19 protein-coding genes are annotated in these 19702 nt (G+C 35.6%); 17 read left to right on the top strand and 2 right to left on the bottom strand.

Annotation, left to right across the window (positions count from 1 at the left end; genetic code table 11):
* Positions 1 to 6: 6 nt before the first annotated feature.
* Positions 7 to 603 carry a ribonuclease HII gene (locus B3P23_RS13090; RefSeq protein WP_293926699.1) on the bottom strand — a complete coding sequence of 199 codons (597 nt, stop codon included), beginning with the start codon at positions 601 to 603 and terminating at the stop codon, positions 7 to 9.
* Between the two features lie 471 nt (positions 604 to 1074).
* On the opposite strand from B3P23_RS13090, the gene B3P23_RS13085 reads away from it, so the two are divergent.
* The 4 genes from B3P23_RS13085 to fabD all read left to right on the top strand — a co-directional run bounded on the left by B3P23_RS13085 (position 1075) and on the right by fabD (position 6889).
* Entirely contained in the window at positions 1075 to 3939 is a 2865-nt protein-coding gene (locus tag B3P23_RS13085) for an outer membrane beta-barrel protein (RefSeq protein WP_293926696.1), read from the top strand.
* Positions 3940 to 4100: 161 nt separating this feature from the next.
* Positions 4101 to 4553, top strand: coding sequence for a GNAT family N-acetyltransferase (locus B3P23_RS13080; protein WP_045754010.1), 453 nt, complete (start codon positions 4101 to 4103; stop codon positions 4551 to 4553).
* Between the two features lie 22 nt (positions 4554 to 4575).
* A complete protein-coding gene (locus B3P23_RS13075; RefSeq protein WP_045754009.1) occupies positions 4576 to 5805 on the top strand; it encodes a M16 family metallopeptidase in 1230 nt (409 codons plus the stop codon).
* A gap of 193 nt (positions 5806 to 5998) precedes the next feature.
* Positions 5999 to 6889 carry an ACP S-malonyltransferase gene (gene fabD / locus B3P23_RS13070; protein ID WP_094771702.1) on the top strand — a complete coding sequence of 297 codons (891 nt, stop codon included), beginning with the start codon at positions 5999 to 6001 and terminating at the stop codon, positions 6887 to 6889.
* 81 nt (positions 6890 to 6970) lie between these two features.
* On the opposite strand, the gene metK is transcribed toward fabD, so the two are convergent.
* Entirely contained in the window at positions 6971 to 8224 is a 1254-nt protein-coding gene (gene metK, locus B3P23_RS13065) for a methionine adenosyltransferase (protein ID WP_045754007.1), read from the bottom strand.
* A 309-nt stretch (positions 8225 to 8533) separates the two neighbouring features.
* Between metK and B3P23_RS13060 the strand changes: the two genes are divergently transcribed.
* The 13 genes from B3P23_RS13060 to nuoE all read left to right on the top strand — a co-directional run bounded on the left by B3P23_RS13060 (position 8534) and on the right by nuoE (position 19701).
* A complete protein-coding gene (locus B3P23_RS13060; protein WP_045754006.1) occupies positions 8534 to 9412 on the top strand; it encodes a diacylglycerol/lipid kinase family protein in 879 nt (292 codons plus the stop codon).
* 8 nt (positions 9413 to 9420) lie between these two features.
* Positions 9421 to 9771 carry a translation initiation factor gene (locus tag B3P23_RS13055; RefSeq protein WP_045754005.1) on the top strand — a complete coding sequence of 117 codons (351 nt, stop codon included), beginning with the start codon at positions 9421 to 9423 and terminating at the stop codon, positions 9769 to 9771.
* 465 nt (positions 9772 to 10236) lie between these two features.
* Entirely contained in the window at positions 10237 to 11067 is an 831-nt protein-coding gene (locus tag B3P23_RS13050) for a MotA/TolQ/ExbB proton channel family protein (RefSeq protein ID WP_094771701.1), read from the top strand.
* A 99-nt stretch (positions 11068 to 11166) separates the two neighbouring features.
* Complete coding sequence (locus tag B3P23_RS13045) at positions 11167 to 11826, top strand: ExbD/TolR family protein (protein ID WP_045753764.1); 660 nt, start codon at positions 11167 to 11169, stop codon at positions 11824 to 11826.
* A gap of 24 nt (positions 11827 to 11850) precedes the next feature.
* Complete coding sequence (locus B3P23_RS13040; protein WP_045753763.1) at positions 11851 to 12405, top strand: ExbD/TolR family protein; 555 nt, start codon at positions 11851 to 11853, stop codon at positions 12403 to 12405.
* Positions 12406 to 12441: 36 nt separating this feature from the next.
* Positions 12442 to 13332: an energy transducer TonB gene (locus B3P23_RS13035; protein ID WP_045753762.1), complete on the top strand. Its 891-nt coding sequence runs from the start codon at positions 12442 to 12444 to the stop codon at positions 13330 to 13332.
* A 289-nt stretch (positions 13333 to 13621) separates the two neighbouring features.
* Positions 13622 to 14557: a PstS family phosphate ABC transporter substrate-binding protein gene (locus B3P23_RS13030; RefSeq protein WP_293926688.1), complete on the top strand. Its 936-nt coding sequence runs from the start codon at positions 13622 to 13624 to the stop codon at positions 14555 to 14557.
* A 26-nt stretch (positions 14558 to 14583) separates the two neighbouring features.
* Entirely contained in the window at positions 14584 to 16302 is a 1719-nt protein-coding gene (locus tag B3P23_RS13025; RefSeq protein WP_045753760.1) for a tetratricopeptide repeat protein, read from the top strand.
* Between the two features lie 104 nt (positions 16303 to 16406).
* Positions 16407 to 16784, top strand: coding sequence for an NADH-quinone oxidoreductase subunit A (locus tag B3P23_RS13020; RefSeq protein WP_045753759.1), 378 nt, complete (start codon positions 16407 to 16409; stop codon positions 16782 to 16784).
* A 102-nt stretch (positions 16785 to 16886) separates the two neighbouring features.
* Positions 16887 to 17438 (top strand): NADH-quinone oxidoreductase subunit B, encoded by a 552-nt coding sequence (locus B3P23_RS13015; protein WP_045753758.1) that lies wholly within the window; start codon positions 16887 to 16889, stop codon positions 17436 to 17438.
* Positions 17431 to 17934, top strand: coding sequence for an NADH-quinone oxidoreductase subunit C (locus tag B3P23_RS13010; RefSeq protein ID WP_293926684.1), 504 nt, complete (start codon positions 17431 to 17433; stop codon positions 17932 to 17934). The genes B3P23_RS13015 and B3P23_RS13010 overlap by 8 nt, the downstream gene beginning before the upstream one ends.
* Before the next feature lie 20 nt (positions 17935 to 17954).
* Complete coding sequence (locus B3P23_RS13005) at positions 17955 to 19190, top strand: NADH-quinone oxidoreductase subunit D (protein ID WP_293926681.1); 1236 nt, start codon at positions 17955 to 17957, stop codon at positions 19188 to 19190.
* Entirely contained in the window at positions 19183 to 19701 is a 519-nt protein-coding gene (gene nuoE / locus B3P23_RS13000) for a complex I 24 kDa subunit family protein (protein WP_045753756.1), read from the top strand. The genes B3P23_RS13005 and nuoE overlap by 8 nt, the downstream gene beginning before the upstream one ends.
* The last annotated feature ends 1 nt before the right edge of the window (position 19702 follow it).

The following is a 19702-nucleotide window of genomic DNA, read 5'->3' as shown; positions in this document are numbered from 1 at the left end:
AAACCTTTAGAATAGCTTGAGCTGCGGATCAGTTATTCTAAAGGTTTTTCTATGATGCGGTGTTATTCCTCTTAGTAGTACTGCGCTTCTGTGTTTGACTGTAGGATAGCCCTTATTATTTAACCAATCATATTCTGGATAATCCCGTGCAATATGATCCATATAATCATCACGATAGGTTTTGGCTAGGATGGATGCCGCTGCAATAGATAAATACTTGCCGTCTCCTTTGACAATACAATTATGTGGGACTTGCTGATAAGGGATAAACTTATTACCGTCAACTAAGATATACTCGGCTTTTAATTTTAATTGATCCAATGCGCGATGCATAGCGACATAGGATGCATTGTGAATATTGATCCGATCAATTTCTTCAGCAGATACACTTGCTACTGCATATGCAATTGCTTCTTGTTCAATAATACTGCGCAATTGCATTCTTTTTTTTGCACTCAGCTGCTTGGAATCATTTAAGAGCTCATGATGATAATCTTTGGGGAAAATCACTGCGGCAGCAAAGACGGGTCCTGCTAGACAGCCTCTCCCTGCTTCATCACAACCCGCTTCTATAAGTTCATCTTGAAAGTACGATAATAGCATCTTTTGTATTTTTTAAGAGACAAAAATACAATATATTATCAAATAGCCCTAGTCCGGTATCCTATATTTTGGCCTATGATTTTGTTGCTTGAAAATTATTATAGTTCGATTTTGTGAGGGTAATGTGAAAAATAAGGGTGTGTTTTACCCCATAAATATTGCCCTCATTGATTAGGATCTATTCTGCCTCTCCCTATTATTTAATGGCAATTGTTATGATCTGTATCGCATAGGCTTTATTGTAACTATTGTGTTAAAATTCGGGATTTACATTTATTAACACTACTATTCTCGTCATTTGTATAATTATTTTAATGCATATTTCCTTGCAGCAATTTGTATATAGATTGTTTCGAGAGAAAAGCTCGTTTTAAAAGTTAAGTGGAAAAGAAGAAATAAAAATCTTTTATGAAAGTAAGTTTAAAAACGTGTTTTATGATTTAATAATTGGCTTTTGCTGTTAAAGTATATATGATGATCACAAAAAAGAAGAATATGATGAGGGTTACTTTCCTATTATTTTGGAGTATGCTATTGAGCTGGGGAGTTCATGCGCAAACGAAGACTGTGCAGGGTATGTTGAAAGATGACAAGATCCGTGTTGTCGCTGGAGCGTCAGTAAAGTTGATTTCCGATCAGGATTCGCTGGTTACAAGTTCTTCGATCGCTGGAATATTTATTTTTAATAATGTAAAAGCAGATAAGTTTAAAATATCGGTTTCAAATTTGGGGTTTCAAAGGTTTGAACAAGAATTTACCTTTCCTTTGGGAGAAACTAAATATATCATTCCAAGTTTCACTTTACAACAGTCGTCAGAGTTGTTGCAAGAGGTTGTTATTGATGGTGTCCCTACTGTTGTTGTCAAAGGGGATACTTTAGAGTATACCATGAAAGACTTAAAGTTGCGTGATGGTTCTGTTGCTGAAGATGCTTTAAAGAAATTGCAAGGAGTCGACGTGGATAAAGATGGCAATGTGACTGCGCAAGGTGAGTCTGTAAAGCGCGTTCGTATTAATGGGAAAGATTTTTTTGGTGGAGATGTGAAGACGGCTACTCAAAACTTGCCTGCCAATATCATCGAAAAAATGCAAATTGTCGATGATTACGGTGATATGGCGAATATAACAGGTAATAAAAATGGTGATTCGGAGAAAGTGTTGAATATTCAAATTGATCCGAAATATAATAAAGGTCAAATGGCCACTTTACGTGCTGGATATGGTACGGAAGATCGTTATCAAGCTACCGGTATGTGGATGGGCATGAGGGAAGGAGAGCAGATTTCCGTCTTAGGTAATCTAAATAACACGAACGCGCCATTATTTGATTTTAGCACCACTGGTGGTGGCGCTCGTCGTCAGCAAGGTGGCGGAGGACGTCGTGGAGGAGGTATGTTTGGTGGATCTGATGGTCTTACAAAATTGGGATCAATTGGACTGAATGCGAGAAAAGACTTTTCTGATAAATTGACTGTATATGGTAGCTATAGTTATAGTCATAGTAATAATGTCACTTTGTCTGAACAATTCCAAGAAAATACCTTGAGAGGAATAATTCAAGATGATAGTATAAAATCAAATGCAAATACGATTGGCGGGAGTCATCGTTTTGAAGCAAATCTAGAATGGAAACCTTCAGCTAAGGATTACATCAAGATCTCTCCTCAATTTGGATTTGACGAGGGGGATGCAAGCTCGTTGACAAATTCTATTACTTTTAGAAATGGAGAGTTTAATAATTCACAAGATCAAAATATTTTCACACAATCAACGGCTCCTCGATATGGTATTAGCGGCTTGTATAATAGGAAGCTAAGTGATCGTGGTCGAAATATCTTCTTGAATATGAATTATAATAATGCTAAAACTGATAAAGATCAGAATGCCATATTACAACGTTTGTTAGAAGATCCAAATAATGCCAATGCTTCTTTAAATTCGATTTATGAGAAAACAATTCAAGAAGCAAGTAATAAAAGTTGGAATGCTGGTGGCTCGTTGAATTATACAGAACCTTTATCTGAGAAAGGAAGATTAGAATTTACATATGATTTCAATAAGAATAAATACGATAATTCAAATCTGCAACAGGGATTTGATCGTGATGAAAATCCAATTGCTAATGATCCGAAGTTAAACTTTGATTATAATTATGATTATTCTTTCACTACGCATAAAGTCGGAGCTAATTACTTGTATAATGGTGACAAGGTAACTTATTCCATTGGTGCTGCTGCGCAACCTTCCCAATTGCGTGGTAATGCATTGAGTTCCGATCTATTGGTACCTATTCATCGTAATAATTTAAACTGGATGCCTATTGCACGATTTGAATACAAATTTTCACGCCAATCAAATATTTCCTTAAATTATAGCGGTTCAACAACAGAACCATCTGTTACGCAAATATTACCCTTTGATATGAGTACTAATCGCACGAGCATTGTGATGGGAAATGCAGACCTAAGTCCAGAATTTAATCATCAATTGAATATTAGGTTTCGCAAAAATGATTTTCAGAAGGGAAATAACTTCTTTGCTTTTTTAAATGCAAATTTGGCCAATAATAAAATTGTGAGCCTTAATAAGTCATATTTAGGTCGTTTACAAAATAATAATACTGGCGGGGTTGATACGACTTTAATTTCAGAAACACGTTATTTAAACGAATCAGATGATCATCCTTTTGGCATCAGTTCTTTTTATCATTACGGCAAATCGTTGAAAGAAAAGACTTACAATATCATGCTGATGGGGGGTGTTTCTTACAACAAAAGAATAGGCTATTCTTCAACAGATAGTTTGGACAATATTGGATTGAAAAATATATCTAACAATATTGTGTTTAATCAGGGTTTAATGTTCAGATATAATCCTTCCGAAAATTTTGAACTCAATCCGGGCGTTAGATATCAGTATAACCATACTAAAAACTCTTTAACAAATAGAACGACAAATATTTCATCTTGGACACCTACTTTAATCGGATCTGTTAATATCACGCCTACCACCATCTTTGGAGCCGATCTATCGAAACAGTTTAATCAGGGCTATGGTGATGGGATTAATTCCAATCCGTTTATTATCAATACTTATGTGGAACAAAAGTTTTTAAAAGGGCAACGTGGAACGATACGTTTACAAGCATTTGATCTGTTAAATGAGCAGACTAATATTTCTAGAACTGTAAGTGAGTCGATGGTTATCGATAGTCGTACCAATCGTTTGGGAAGGTATTTTATGTTGTTATTTACCTATAAATTTCAAAAATTTGCGTTGGGTTCCCCAACAGGAGATGGCGGAGGCCCTGGTGGAATGCGTCCGCCTCGCATGTAATCTTGCCACCTATCTACCGAAAAATAAGTGGATTAAATGGTTCTGATAGCAATATCAGGACCATTTTTTATTTGATGCTATATCCCATCCACGTCATTTTTCCAATGTTATAGAATAGGGCTGTTTTTATTTAGTTATTTTTGCCTGTAAACAAATGCACTATGCTCACATTTGAAAAATTAACATTTGAAAATATCGATACCATTGTTTCCATGATGCAAGATTTCTATGCCATTGATGGATATGATATGGATCCTGCTGTAAGTCGAGAAAATTTTAAAACTTTTCTTGATGATCAAAACTTGGGTCAGTCTTGGCTAATTAAAGAAAATGATTTAGTGCTTGGTTATATTATTGTTGTTTATTTCTTTAGCTTTGAATTTAAGGGAAGGGTAGCTTTGTTGGACGAGTTATTTCTCAATGCTGATGCTAGAGGTAAAGGCGTAGGGAGAAAAGCTGTTGAGTTTGTCAAGGATTATGTTCAAGAGCAAGGATGTAAACTGGTATTATTAGAGGTTGAGTCTCATAATTTACCTGCGCAAAAACTGTATGAAAGTCAAGGGTTTGATTTTCACCCCAGAAATATAATGCGATACAGCATTAAGAATAATTAAAATAGAATCTCCAAATTAATATATGGAATACGAAATAATACGCTTATCCAATGGTATTCGTGTGGTTTTTCAACCACAAAATTTACCGATTACACATGCCTGCATGTTGATCAATGCTGGCTCGAGAGATGAAAAAGAAGGTAAATTTGGTGTTGCACATTTTATTGAGCACCTCCTTTTTAAAAGAACTGAACGTAGAAGCACGAACCAAATTTTGAATCACTTGGAAGCTGTTGGTGGAGATCTGAATGCCTATACAACTAAAGAATATACCTGTGTGCACGCTTCTTTTTTGACACCCTATTTGGATAGAGCATTGGACTTGTTTGAAGATATATTTTTTCATTCGACTTTTCCAGAGGAGGAATTAGAGAAAGAGAAGTCAGTTATTGTAGATGAAATGGCTTCTTACTTGGATAGTCCTGAAGAATCGATCGTAGATGATTTTGAGGATCTTTTATTTGAGAAATCGGGTTTGGGACACAATATACTAGGACTTGAAGAGCAATTGTTAGCCCTTACAAAAAATGATATTCATGATTTTATTCAATCCAATTACGACACAAACGAAATCGTAATCTCGATTACGGGAGATTATACGCTAAAGCAGGTGGAGCGATTGGCTAATAAAATATTTGCGCCCGTTGCTGAAAATAAAATTCAAAGAGAACGAAATGACGTGGTTCCTGTATTAGTCAGTCATGTGGAGTCTCCAAAACCAATCAATCAGGTACATTATATGTTGGGGGCTCATGCTTATAGTTTCCGTGATGATCGTAAGACAGGCTTATTACTGCTTAATAATATGTTAGGGGGAATGGGAATGAGTTCGATATTGAATCTTTCTATTCGTGAAAAACATGGTATCGCCTATACTATTGAATCGAACTATACGATGTTTTCTGACTCAGGCCTATTTAGTATATATCTTGGAACGGATGAAGAGAAAATAGAAAAGGCTAAAAAATTAGTTTTTAAAGAACTCAATAAATTATGCGACAGAGAGATGACATCTGGACAGCTCCAAAAAGCCAAACGTAAATTTATCGGTCAAATCGCACTATCTGAAGAAAATAGAATGAGTATGATTATTGCGGCCGCAAAAAATGTGATGGATTATAATCGTATCATAGAATTGGATGTTATCATTGAAAAGATAAAAACAATCACAGCTGTAGAATTACTGGAAATATCGAGAGATATTTTGGATCCTACGAATATGACATCGCTAAGTTTTGTACCTGAAGATTAGTTTTTCATGTATTATGATGTTGCTTTTTTAAGAATTTAAAGATAAAAGATGATTTGTTATTGCTTGTAAATCATTTGTTTAAATATTTTTAAATGGCCGGGTGGTTTTTATTGTATTTGATATTCAATTCAATTTCATTGTATATAAAATACAATTTCTCTAAGTTTGTTTATTAGAATAGATAATTTTAAATATGAAAACAGCATATGTATTTCCTGGTCAAGGAGCTCAATTCGTAGGAATGGGCCAAGACTTGTATAACTTAAATGATGAAACGAAAGCTTTATTTGAAAAAGCAAATGATATCTTGGGGTTTCGCATTACAGATATCATGTTTACAGGAACTGATGATCAATTAAAACAAACAAATGTAACTCAGCCCGCTATTTTTTTGCATTCTGTCATTTTAGCTAAAGCTTTAGGAGATCAATTTAAACCCGATATGGTGGCAGGTCATTCTTTAGGAGAGTTCTCTGCATTAGTATCTGCAGGTGCACTGTCTTTTGAAGATGGCTTGAAATTAGTTTCTCAGCGCGCAAATGCGATGCAACGGGCATGTGAACTTGAACCTTCCACTATGGCTGCGATTTTAGGTCTTGAAGATGCTGTTGTGGAAGAGATTTGTTCAAAAGTAGATGATGTGGTTGTGGCCGCAAATTATAATTGTCCGGGTCAATTGGTGATTTCTGGATCAATTTCTGGAGTGGATAAGGCTTGTGCTTTATTGACAGAAGCTGGTGCGAAGCGTGCATTGAAATTAAACGTTGGTGGTGCCTTTCACTCGCCATTGATGGAGCCGGCTAAGGTTGAGCTGCAGGCGGCTATTGAAGCTGTTGAGATAAAAACACCTATTTGTCCAATTTATCAAAATGTAGATGCAAGCTCTTATACAGATGCTGAAACAATTAAGAAGAACCTGATTGCACAATTGACAGGGGCTGTGCGTTGGACGCAAACTGTTCAAAATATGCTCCATGATGGTGCAGAGGCTTTTGTAGAAGTTGGTCCTGGTAATGTATTGCAAGGATTAGTGAAAAAGGTAAATCGTCAAGTTCAAACATCAGCAGCTAGCATTGCCGAATAATATACTTAATAAGGTATCGGTTTAACTATCATAAAAAAAGGAAGTCATTTTGACTTCCTTTTTTTATGATATATTTTTTAATTATAGACCAAATGACGTCTTTACTTGATCAACATAATCTAATTTTTCCCAAGTAAATAGCTCTACTTCGACTACTTTTTTATCTCCATTTGAGTTTTCAAATTCTTTGGTAACCTTTTTAGGAGTTCTACCCATGTGACCGTAGGCAGCTGTCTCAGAGTATATCGGATTTCTTAAACCTAACCGAGTTTCAATTCCGTAAGGAGTCATGTCAAAGATCTCGGTTATTTTTGATGCAATTTGACTATCATTTAAATTCACTTTGGCTGTACCATAGGTATTTACGTAAATACCCATAGGGTCTTTTACGCCAATAGCATATGAAATTTGAACTAATATCTCATCTGCAATGCCTGCTGCAACTAAATTTTTGGCAATATGACGAGTTGCATATGCTGCCGAGCGATCAACTTTAGAAGGATCTTTACCAGAGAAAGCTCCGCCCCCATGTGCGCCTTTACCTCCATAAGTATCTACAATAATTTTACGACCAGTTAAACCTGTATCTCCATGGGGACCACCAATGACAAATTTTCCTGTTGGATTAATGTGAAATTTGATTTCATCATTAAATAAACTCTGCAACTCCGGTTTTAATTGAGCTTTGACTCTTGGTATTAAAATATTCTTAATGTCAGCAGTAATTTGGTCACGCATTTCTTCTTCTGTCGAAAAGTCATCGTGTTGTGTGGAGATTACGATGGTATCAATACGAGCAGGTTTGTGATCTTCTGTATATTCTAAGGTTACTTGTGACTTGGCATCTGGACGTAGATAGGTAATTTCTTTATTTTCACGACGCAGTACGGCTAATTCATACAGTAATCGATGCGATAGATCCAAAGCGAGAGGCATATAGTTGTCTGTTTCATTGCTAGCGTATCCAAACATAATCCCTTGGTCACCAGCTCCTTGATCTTGCTTTGCTTTACGATCTACACCCTGATTGATATCGGCAGACTGTTCATGGATTGCTGATAGTACGCCACAAGAATTTGCTTCAAACATATATTCAGATTTCGTATAACCAATACGTTCGATTACTGAACGGGTTATCTTTTGAACGTCTAAATATATTTTTGATTTCACTTCCCCAGCAAGAACAACTTGTCCAGTTGTTACTAAAGTTTCGATTGCAACGCGTGCATCTTCGTCCCAAGCTAAAAAATTGTCGATCAGCGCATCTGAAATTTGATCAGCAATTTTGTCTGGATGTCCTTCTGAAACAGATTCGGACGTAAATAAGTAAGCCATATTACCTTTTTTATTTATATAATAAGGATTTGCGTTGGAGAGGTTTTCAATAGAAAAGTACTAAATAGCCTTGCTATATGATGGTTTTAGCACTTTTTTACTGTGGTTGCAATCTCCTGTTATATTCTCATTAAGAATAAACTACGCAAATCAATCCACATTTTTTTATTGTCGACACAAAACTACAATACTTTCTGTTAAGATTAAAGATTTCTTGTATAATAGTTTTAAATTGATGGATCAAATGGATCTTAATTAAGAATTTTGACATTGTTTTAAGAAATTAGCGAATAACTGTATATTTGATTTATGGGAGAACGTAAACAGATACTGTTTGTTATCAATCCGATTTCGGGAGGTAAGCATAAGACATCATTTAAGAAGCAGGTGTTAGATGTGCTTGATTTACAAAAGTTTGATCCTACATTTCAAGAGACTTCTTATGCAAATCATGCGTATGAAATCGGTTTGCGTGCTATTGAAGAACAGTATGATGCGGTGATCGCAGTAGGGGGAGATGGAACCATTAACGAATTGGGTTCTGCGCTAGCGGAGAGTGGTATCCCGTTGGGTATTGTGCCGGAGGGTTCGGGCAATGGTCTTGCATTATATTTGGGTATACCGTTAAATGAAACTGCTGCAATTCGTCGTATTAATAGATTTGAATTTGTCGAAGTGGATTGTGGTACCATTAACGATAGAAAATTCTTTAATATCGCTGGATTAGGTTTTGATGCATCCGTCAGTGAAAATTTTGCTAATGAGAATATTCGAGGACCTTTGGGCTATTTAAAATCAGCGATCAATGTACTAAGTAAATACAAGCCATGTGAATATCGATTGAGCATTGATGGTAAGGAATACGAGCGTAAAGCTTTTATGATTTCTGTTGCTAATTCACCTCAATATGGTAATAATGCCTACATCGCACCGCAGGCATCAGTTAATGATGGGATATTAGATGTGTGTATTGTCCATCAATTTCCAATGTATATTTTACCAAAAATGTTGTTTCACTTATTCAATAAATCGGCTGACCAGTCAGATTATGTAGAAATAATACCAGGTAAAAATATTATGATCGAGACGGCAGATAAATCTGTCGTACATATTGATGGTGAGCCAGTTGACTTGGGTAATTGCCTGAATATCGGTATTATTTCGAAGGCTTTAAAAGTTATTTGTTAAATAAAGTTATGAGTAAAAATAAGAAACAACAGTATGAAGGCGTTGTATATTCAACAGACAACAGTTTTGAATATCAATTTTCTGAATTATTAGAAGATCTAGAAACACTTCCTAATCAGCAACAACAGCTTAAAGTTCAATTGGATCGTAAAATGCGAAAAGGTAAGGTCGTGACTTTGGTTAGTGGATTTAGAGGTAAGCAAGAAGATCTGGAGATGTTGGCGAAATTTTTAAAACAGAAGTGCGGAGTTGGTGGTAGTGCCAAAGATGCTCAAATCGTGATTCAAGGAGATTTTAAACAGAAAATTTCAGAGTTGTTACTTTCAGAAGGATACAAAGTGAAATTGGTAGGTGGGTAATATGGTATTATTTAGATCTAAAAAGAATGCACTTAAGCGGCTATATTCCTTGTAACCATCTGTAAATTAATTATTAATAATCGTTTTAGCATTGTTTAAAGAGGGTTGATAGGTTAGAAGGTGGTGAGTGAGCGGTTACTTGAATTTGAAATTAAATCGTTTGTTTTCTTGCATATCAAAAAAAAAATGATTTTCATTGTAAAAAATTTATTGCTTTCTCCTGATAAACGATGCGAAGCACATAAATTCTAGTCGGAACCGCTGAGGTGATAACTGAATATTAAGAAATTGTAAAGGGAAATTAAAGTCTCTTTTATATTTCTAATTTATTTCGCTTTAAGATTTTAAATATGGCATAAAAGACTATATTTGCTTGACAAATTTTAAAACGAATACTTAGAAAAGCATATAATTAAAAAAAACATATTATATTTAACAACAGTAAAAAACTAAAAAATTAGAAAAATGGCAAACGCACCTAAAACAAGTCCTGCTGCAAAACAAGAGAGCAATAATTCAGGTTCTTTCTTTGCACAAGCTGCAATTATCATTTGTTTCATTCTCGGTTACCTTTTATGGAAATTTGTGATGGGTAGTCCTTCAAACTTTATTGATAATAATCCAGAAAACCAACCTTTACCAGGTAACTATTTAGGAATGGTTTATCACGCAGGTGCTGTAGTACCAGTTTTATTAGGTTTATTCTTTATGGTATGGGTATTCTCTATCGAGCGTTTCATCGTAATTGGAAAAGCTTCTGGAACAGGGAATGTTGGTAATTTCGTAAGAAAAGTACAAGTATTAATTAACGGTGGCAATTTAGATTCAGCTATTGCTGAGTGTGACAAACAAAAAGGTTCTGTTGCAAACGTAATCAAAGCTGGTTTAGTAAAATACAAAGCAGTTTCAGCTGATACTGCAGTAGATACAGAAAAAGCTACAATTGCAATTCAAAAAGAAATCGAAGAAACTACAGCATTAGAAATGCCAATGTTAGAGAAAAACTTAAACGTAATCGCTACATTAGTTTCTATCGGTACATTAACAGGTTTATTAGGTACAGTAACAGGTATGATCAAGGCCTTCAGTGCGTTAGCAACTGGTGGTACTCCTGACTCTGCTAAATTAGCAAATGGTATCTCTGAGGCCTTAATCAATACAGCAACAGGTATCGGTACTTCTACAATTGCGATTGTAATGTACAATATCTTGACTGCAAAAATTGATAAATTAACTTATTCAATCGACGAAGCTGGATTCTCTATCGTACAAACGTACGCTGCGAACCACAAATAGTAAAATATATGATTTTTGAAATTTTATTTTATGGAATATGAATTTCAAATGCATCATATAGTAAGAGATTGAATAATTAATTTATAAAGAAGTTTAAAAATGGGTAAAGCAAAAGTAAAAAGAGCCAGTACCTCCATTGATATGACCGCGATGTGTGACGTATCATTCTTGCTTCTTTCATTCTTCGTAATGACATCAACGGCAAAACAACCGGAAGCATTTCCGGTAGATACGCCAGCATCTACGACGAAAGATAAATTACCAGACTCTAATGTTGGTATCATTACCATTGGAGATAAAGGTAAAGTATTCTTTGGCGCTACAGATCGTGATGTTAGGGTTAAAACTTTAGAGAAAATGTCTTCCAGATATGGTGTTCAGTTTTCTCAACAAGATTACGACCAATTTGCGTTGATGGAAAATGTTGGCGCTCCAATGAAAGCTATTAAGCAAGTATTGGGAATGGAACCAAGCAAGCGTCTTGAAAAAGGGGTTCAAAATGGTATACCAGTTGATAGTACAGAAACATTATCAAATGAATTATACCAGTGGGTACAAACGGCACGTTTAGCTGCAGCAGAATTGAATAAGGAAAAGGAAAGTAACAAAGATTTTGTTGATCCAGGACCGTTAAAAATTGCTATTAAAGCTGATGGTGCAGAAAAGTATCCTTCAATTAATGCGGTAATCGAAACATTACGTAATCAAAAGCAAAATAAATTCAGTTTTATTACTGGTTTACGTGCTGAAGATAAATAGTGTTGATTTAATAAAAAGACATAAATGGCAGAATTAAATCAAGACAGTGGTAAGGGCGGAAAAGGTGGTAAAGTAAGATCAAAGAAAAACGGTGGTAAAGTCGATTTGACAGCCATGGTTGATTTAGCGTTCTTATTGATTACTTTCTTCATGCTAACTACGTCTTTAAATAAACCACAAGCAATGGATGTTGCGATGCCTGATAAAAATAAAGTTAAAGATGAGCAATCTGAAGTATTAACAGCAGATAATCGTTCGGTAACTGTTTTATTAGGATCTGACAACAAAGTTTCTTGGTATTACGGACAGGTTAAAGCACCTATAGAAGGTCCTACGGTTGCAGGATTCGGCGCTGATGGTATACGCAAGGTTTTAATTGAGAAAAAAGCTTACGTTCCTCGTGTTGCGGGCGGAAAAGATGTAATCGTGATTATTAGACCTAGTGATATGTCTACACAAAAAGATCTTGTTGACATCCTTGATGAGATGAAGATCGTAGATATTAAACGTTATATGATTGCGAAAATTAGTCCTGAAGAAATAGATGTTTTAAAACGTGATAATATCTATAATGACTAAGTTAGTCTTTATACAAATCACGAAAACTATAGAAATATGATTGGGTCAAAATTAGATATTTTTAAAAAGGAATGGCTTGATGTAGTATTTCAAGGCAGAAATAAGGAGTATGGAGCTTATGAGCTTCGTAAACTAGCTCCGAAAGCTACCAACGTTGGTTTGTTGGCAGTGGTAGTTGCCGTAGTACTATTAAGTCTTCTTAAATTATTCGGAGGAAGTCTATTTCCTGATAAACCTATTGAAGCCGCTCCAGTTATTACCGAAGTGACTTTAGAGGATTTGGAGGAAATTAAACCACCGGAGCCAGAAGAAGAAGAGCCACTTCCAATTGAGGAAGAGAAGCCTCAACAAGTTGCAATGGATATACCAAAAGAAGATTTGGTACGTTTTCCAGAGCCAAAAGTAGCTCCGGCTGCTCAGGTAAAAGAGGAAGTTGCTGCTCAGGAAGAGTTCAAGGATGATAAAAAATCACCAGCACGTATGACTTTAAAAGGTAGTGCGGCAGGTTCTTCAGTAGCAAGAGGTGAATTTGGTACTAAGAAGCAAGATGGTGCTATTACTGCAGGTGTGTCCAAAGGTGATCCAAATGGTGATCCAAATGGTGACCAAATCTTTAATGCTGTTGAGGTGCAACCTCAACCTCCTGGAGGAATGGCAGCATTTATGAAATGGGTAGGAGATACATATGAGTATCCTTCTGGAGCTTTAGAAAATGGAATTAATGGCGTAGTAGAGGTTTCCTTTGTCGTTGAAAAGGATGGTAGTTTAACAGATATTTCTGTAAAACGCGATCTTAAATATGGTACAGGTGAAGCTGCAGTTAGGTTGTTGAAAAAAGCTAAAAAATGGAGAGCAGGTATTCAAAATGGTCGTCCAGTACGTGTAGCTTATACATTACCTATCCGCCTAAACACAATTAATCAGTAATTAGTGGCGAATTTTAATTCAAATAATACAAATTACAGACAGAAATCGCCTATAAAGCGATTTCTGTCTATTTTAGGACTATTTATGTTCGGCCTATACTTTGGTTTAGGTCTCTTAGTGATCTTTTGGAAGGATTTACCTTTAGATATCAATCCAACATATAAAACTTTGTTTGGTATTGTACTTATTGTTTATTCCTTTCTGCGTTTTGTAAGGCTATGGCAAAGTAATTTTAATTAAGCCCTTATTACGAATCTGAAATCTTCATTATTTATTAATTGATTGCCATATGAAAAACAGCTTTAAAATAGTTTTAACATTGCTAGTCGCGATTTTAATTTTGGGAAGTTGTAATCGTTCCAAGAAACAAGAAACAACAGCTCCGACTCAGGATATTTTAAGAGGTAAAGTAAATGTCCTTGTTGATGAGACATTATATCCGATTCTTAAGGAACAAGTTGATGTTTTTCAAAGTTCTTACTCAGATGCAACTATTCAGTTACTCGCTAAGCCCGAAATTAAAGCCGTGAATGCCTTGCTTGCTGATTCATCTAGTGTTATTATTTTGACCCGTAAATTGACTGAAGCGGAAGGTAAAAATTTTAAAGATCGAAAAATTATACCCAAAGAGTATCAAATAGGAAGTGATGCAGTGGTATTGATAAATAATATTGCTGATGCAGATACTACAATTACTCTTTCTGACGTTAAATCATTGTTAAGTGGTGAGCTTAAAGGTAAGTATAAGGTGGTTTTTGATAATGCTAACTCCAGTACATTGAGATTTTTGAAGGAATACTTATCTATAAATAAGATAGATCCGGCATCGATTTCCGCATTGGAAAAGAATGCAGATGTTATTAAATATGTTAGCGAAAATAAAGGTAGTATCGGTATCGTAGGTTACAATTGGATATTGGATATGGCTCAAAAAAAATCTGATTTATTGAATAAAATTCGTACATTGAGCGTTGAAAATGCATTAGGCGCTAAGAAAGATGGTTTGTTTTATAAACCCTCGCAATCCAATATGTCTTTGGGATTGTACCCTTTTACGAGACCTATTTATGTTTTGAATTATCAACCGAATATGGGCTTGGGTCTAGGGTTTAGTGCTTTCTTAACGGGCGACAGGGGACAACGCATTATATTAAAAGCAGGTTTGCTTCCTGTGACAATGCCAGGTAGAGAGATTATCATAAGAGAAGAAAATAGTTTAAATTAGAATATAAAATAGTACAACAATAGATTATGACAAACAGTAAATTATTATTTAGTCTGTTATTAGCAGGTTCTGTTGGCACAGCAAGTGCACAAAGTTTAAAGGATGCTAGAGCGGCTATTGAAACAGAAAACTACGGTAAGGCAAAAACAATTTTGCAACAATTAGTAAGTAAACAAGCTAAAGTTGGGGATAATTACTTCTATTTAGGTCAGATTTATTTAGTTAATGATAAGCCTGATTCAGCAGCGATTATGTTTAATCAAGGTTTAGCAGCTGATCCAAAATCATTGATTAACAATGTTGGTTTGGGTTATATTGATTTATTGAAAAAGGACAAAGCATCTGCTGAGTCTAAATTTTCTGCTGCAAGTGCTAATTTAAAGAAAAAGGATTACGAAGAATTGTTGGAAATTGGACGTGCTTATATTAAAGCTCCAGAGCCAGACTATGCAAAAGCTTTAGATTACTTAACACAAGCCAAAGCAAAGAATACTAAAGATGCTGCTATTCCATTGGCATTAGGTGATGCTTATAGAGGATTGAAAGAAGCAAGTAGTGCTTATACAAGCTACAGTGATGCTGCTGAATTAGATCCTGCATCAGTTCGTGCAAAAATTGGTCTCGCTGTTATCGTTCGTGGTGCACAGGCTTATGATGAGGCGATTGCTCAATTAACGACCATTACAGAAGAAAATCCTACATATGCACCTACTTACCGTGAGTTAGCAGAGACCTACAATATGTGGTCAAAAGCTCCAGGTACATCTGATGAGAAATATGTAGAATTGAATAAAAAAGGGGTTGAGCAGTATAAAAAATACTTAGAAGTCAATGGAGATAACTCTTTGGAAGCAAAGATTCGTTACGCCGATTTCTTGGTATATGCTAGACAATATGATGAGTTAGGAACTGTTTCAGAGGAGTTAGCTAAAAATCCTGATGTAGATCCAAAAATCTATCGTTACTTAGCTTATAACGCTTTTAGAAATAAAGAATACACAAAATCTGCTGAATATTTAGAAAAAATGTTTGCTAAGATGGATGCTACACGTATCATTCCATTAGATCATATGTATGCCGGTTTATCTGATGTCGCAAACAAAAAGGTGGAGTCAGGTATCGTTCATATTCAGAAAGCAATCGATGCAGATAAAGAATTGTTAGCTGAAGTGGCAGAAACGGCCTTTGCTAAATATCAAGATCAAGAAACTGCAACTGCAGTATCTTTGTTTGAAATCATCGCCAAGTATCCTGATACTGACTACTACTATGATTCAAATTATTATGCTGGTGAGGGTAACTATTTAATTGGTTTCAAAAAAGATCAAGAAAGTAAAGATGAGGAAGGAAAAGTTATCAATCAAGCTTTAAGAGATGAAGCGATTGCTGCCTTTGTAGAATCTCAAGCCCAATTAGCTATAATTGAAAAAGCGACTAAGCCTGAAGTATTAGACAAGTATCTAATTACCGCATTGTATTACAAAGCTTTTTCAGCATTAGGAGCTGATAATTTAGAAGCACCTAAAGGAGATTTCGTAGCTCCTTTTGAAAAATTAATCCAAGTGGTTAATGAAAAAGGAACACAAGAGAAAAATAAAGCATATTTAATTGATGCGCATACTTATATTGGTTTCTATCAATATAACAAAAATGAAATTGCAAAAGCAAAAGCTAGTTTTCAAGAGGTTTTAAAATTAGATCCTGAAAATGAAAGCGCTAAATCTTATTTAGAAGGTTTAAAATAAGCTGATCAATATTTTGAAAAAAGGGTGAAACATTTGTTTCACCCTTTTTTGATTTACCCTATTTTTTTCTTAAATTTAGGTTTTACCAATATAAACATTTTGATATGGAACAAGTTAGTGCAAATGCACCAATTGATTATTTACCAATTTTATTCCAACTTATTGTTGCAGCAGGATTTGGTATTGGAACCATTATTATTACACATTTAATTGGACCCAAAGTTCGTACTGAAAACAAATTATCTTCTTTTGAATCTGGTGTAGAAGTGATAGGCAATGCTAGACAGCCCTTTTCCATCAAATATTTTTTAGTGGCCATCTTGTTTGTCATTTTTGATGTTGAAGTTATCTTTATGTATCCTTGGGCTGTTAATTTTCGAGATTTTGGTTTCGAAGGTTTGATTCAGATGTTTGTCTTTATGGGTATGTTGCTTTTAGGATTCATCTATGTCATCAAAAAGAAAGCATTGAACTGGGATTAGAATAGTTCTAAATTATGCTAACCGCTTGATTTTTATTCAGAAAATGTTAGTTTTGATATGTGCGAAGGCACACAACTATAAACCACTTTAAATTATATTTCCATGAGCGATATTAAGTTGGCCAAAGCACCTCCGGGAGTTGAGGGCGCTGGTTTTTTTGCCACGAGTTTAGATAAAGCGATTGGCTTGGCGCGTTCAAATTCTTTATGGCCATTGCCTTTTGCCACTTCTTGTTGTGGAATTGAGTTTATGGCCACGATGGGGTCAACTTATGATCTTGCTCGCTTTGGTGCAGAAAGACCAAGCTTTTCTCCTCGTCAAGCTGATATGCTATTGGTAATGGGTACAATTGCAAAAAAAATGGCACCCGTTTTAAAGCAGGTCTATACACAAATGGCGGAACCACGTTGGGTAATTGCTGTGGGTGCTTGTGCATCTAGCGGAGGTATTTTTGATACTTATTCTGTTTTGCAAGGTATTGATGAAATCATTCCAGTAGATGTATATGTGCCTGGTTGTCCACCAAGACCTGAGGCAATTTTAGATGGCGTACTACGTTTGCAGGATATTGTGAAAAGTGAGTCTTTAAATAGAAGAAATACTCCTGAATATAGAGCTTTGTTAGAAAAATATGGAATAGAAACTTATGAGTAAATTTGATAACACCTATTTATTAGATAAGTTAATTTCTCAATTTGGTACCGATGTTTCACCACTCCGTGATGAATATGATCTTTTGACTGTTCATGTAAATGTTGATGCCATTATTGATGTTTTAACTTTTCTAAAATATGATGAAGAATTACAATTTATTCATCTGACAGATATTACTGCTGTTCATTATCCACTTCAAAAAAAGGCTTTTGAAATTGTATATCATGTCAATAGTTTGATTAATAATATTCGTATTCGTGTTAAAGTGGAGGTGGATGGTATAGATCCAGCAATTCCAACAGCAACTACCATTTGGAAAGGTGCAAATTGGATGGAGCGCGAAACATATGATTTTTATGGAATCCAATTTTTGGGTCATCCAGATTTAAGACGGATTTTAAATGTAGATGATATGGAAGTCTTTCCAATGCGAAAAGAATATCCATTAGAAGATCCAAATCGTGTCGATAAGAAAGATCTTTATTTCGGCCGTTAAAGTTAAAAAGCAGACCAATTATGAGCGATTTTATTACCAAGATATCCCCCAATAAACCTGTATATGAAGATAACGATCCTCAGGATGAGTTAATCACTTTGAATATTGGTCCGACGCATCCTGCTACACATGGCGTGTTTCAAAATGTTGTTCAGATTGATGGAGAGCGGATCGTAAGTGGTGTGTCAACAATCGGTTATATCCATCGTGCTTTTGAGAAGATCGCTGAGCACAGACCTTTTTATCAAATAACACCTTTAACAGACAGATTGAATTATTGTTCTGCTCCTATTAATAATATGGGCTGGCATATGACTGTTGAAAAGTTATTAAAAATAGAAATTCCCAAACGTGTACAATATATGCGTGTTATTGTGATGGAATTGGCGCGTATAGCAGATCATATTATCTGTAATGGGATTCTTGGTGTTGATACAGGAGCTTTTTCAGGCTTTTTATATGTCATGCAAGAGCGAGAGTTTATTTATGAGATTTTTGAAGAGATTTGTGGTGCGCGATTGACCACTAATATTGGAAGAATTGGCGGTTTCGAACGAGATTTCAATGATATTGCATTTGCAAAAATTGAAGAGTTTTTAAAACGATTTCCTCCTGTTTTGACCGAATTTATGGAGTTGTTTGATCGCAATCGTATTTTTATTGAGCGTACTTCCGATATAGCTTCTGTGACAGCGGAAGAGGCTTTGGATTATAGTTGGTCCGGTCCTATTTTACGCGCTACAGGGGTGGATTATGATATTCGGGTTCAAAATCCTTACTGTTCCTATGAAGAGTTTGATTTTGAAGTCCCTGTTGGCACCAAAGGTGATGTCTATGATCGCTATATGGTGCGTAACGAAGAAATGTGGCAGTCTATGCGGATTATCGAGCAGGCGCTATCTAAAATAGCAAATGAGCCTAAAGGAGTTTTCCATGCTGATGTTCCTGAGTTCTATTTACCTCCAAAAGAACAGGTATATACCAACATGGAGGCATTGATCTATCATTTCAAAATTGTTATGGGTGAGGTGGAAACTCCGAAGGCGGAAGTTTATCATGCTGTAGAGGGTGCCAATGGAGAATTAGGATTTTATCTGGTGCACGATGGTGGACGTACGCCATATCGTTTACATTTCAGACGGCCTTCTTTTATCAATTATCAAATGTTTGCTCCTATGAGTGCAGGTATGTTACTTTCGGACGCAATTCTTAATATGAGTAGTCTTAACGTTATTGCAGGAGAATTAGATGCTTAGTGTCAAACATAATGAGATTGTTGAATTTTCTTCAACATTGCTAAATCAATTTGCTGAAGTAGTGGCGCGTTTCCCAGAGGGAAGGCAAAAATCGGCTTTACTTCCTATTTTACATTTAGTACAGGCTGAATTTGGATGGTTAAGTCCTGATGCCATGAATAAAGTTGCTGGCTATTTGGGTATTGAACCTATTGAGGTCTACGAGGTGGCCACTTTTTATACGATGTATTTATTACAGCCACAAGGAAAATATGTTTTGGAAGTCTGCCGTACCGGACCCTGTTGTTTGGTTGGTGCCGAACGTATTATGACGCACCTGGAGAATAAATTGGGCGTGAAAGAAGGTGAAGTGACGGCTGATGGCTTATTTTCTTGGCGGGGAGTTGAATGTCTTGCCGCATGCGGATATGGACCTGTCTTGCAGATAGGCCCTGAATATACGTTTTATGAAAACTTGACAGAAGCTAGTGTCGATCAATTAATAGATGATTTAAGCTCAAAAACGAATTAAA

Source organism: Sphingobacterium sp. UBA6320 (assembly GCF_002440335.1).
GTDB lineage: Bacteria > Bacteroidota > Bacteroidia > Sphingobacteriales > Sphingobacteriaceae > Sphingobacterium.
Note: the sequence above shows the minus strand (reverse complement) of the source record. Positions and strands in the feature narration are given on the sequence as shown.

Coding starts and splice junctions, on each gene's coding strand:
- B3P23_RS13090 (WP_293926699.1), bottom strand. CDS start 603: ATGCTATTATCGTACTTTCAAGATGAACTTATAGAAGCGGGTTGTGAT.
- B3P23_RS13085 (WP_293926696.1), top strand. CDS start 1,075: ATGATGATCACAAAAAAGAAGAATATGATGAGGGTTACTTTCCTATTA.
- B3P23_RS13080 (WP_045754010.1), top strand. CDS start 4,101: ATGCTCACATTTGAAAAATTAACATTTGAAAATATCGATACCATTGTT.
- B3P23_RS13075 (WP_045754009.1), top strand. CDS start 4,576: ATGGAATACGAAATAATACGCTTATCCAATGGTATTCGTGTGGTTTTT.
- fabD (WP_094771702.1), top strand. CDS start 5,999: ATGAAAACAGCATATGTATTTCCTGGTCAAGGAGCTCAATTCGTAGGA.
- metK (WP_045754007.1), bottom strand. CDS start 8,224: ATGGCTTACTTATTTACGTCCGAATCTGTTTCAGAAGGACATCCAGAC.
- B3P23_RS13060 (WP_045754006.1), top strand. CDS start 8,534: ATGGGAGAACGTAAACAGATACTGTTTGTTATCAATCCGATTTCGGGA.
- B3P23_RS13055 (WP_045754005.1), top strand. CDS start 9,421: ATGAGTAAAAATAAGAAACAACAGTATGAAGGCGTTGTATATTCAACA.
- B3P23_RS13050 (WP_094771701.1), top strand. CDS start 10,237: ATGGCAAACGCACCTAAAACAAGTCCTGCTGCAAAACAAGAGAGCAAT.
- B3P23_RS13045 (WP_045753764.1), top strand. CDS start 11,167: ATGGGTAAAGCAAAAGTAAAAAGAGCCAGTACCTCCATTGATATGACC.
- B3P23_RS13040 (WP_045753763.1), top strand. CDS start 11,851: ATGGCAGAATTAAATCAAGACAGTGGTAAGGGCGGAAAAGGTGGTAAA.
- B3P23_RS13035 (WP_045753762.1), top strand. CDS start 12,442: ATGATTGGGTCAAAATTAGATATTTTTAAAAAGGAATGGCTTGATGTA.
- B3P23_RS13030 (WP_293926688.1), top strand. CDS start 13,622: ATGAAAAACAGCTTTAAAATAGTTTTAACATTGCTAGTCGCGATTTTA.
- B3P23_RS13025 (WP_045753760.1), top strand. CDS start 14,584: ATGACAAACAGTAAATTATTATTTAGTCTGTTATTAGCAGGTTCTGTT.
- B3P23_RS13020 (WP_045753759.1), top strand. CDS start 16,407: ATGGAACAAGTTAGTGCAAATGCACCAATTGATTATTTACCAATTTTA.
- B3P23_RS13015 (WP_045753758.1), top strand. CDS start 16,887: ATGAGCGATATTAAGTTGGCCAAAGCACCTCCGGGAGTTGAGGGCGCT.
- B3P23_RS13010 (WP_293926684.1), top strand. CDS start 17,431: ATGAGTAAATTTGATAACACCTATTTATTAGATAAGTTAATTTCTCAA.
- B3P23_RS13005 (WP_293926681.1), top strand. CDS start 17,955: ATGAGCGATTTTATTACCAAGATATCCCCCAATAAACCTGTATATGAA.
- nuoE (WP_045753756.1), top strand. CDS start 19,183: ATGCTTAGTGTCAAACATAATGAGATTGTTGAATTTTCTTCAACATTG.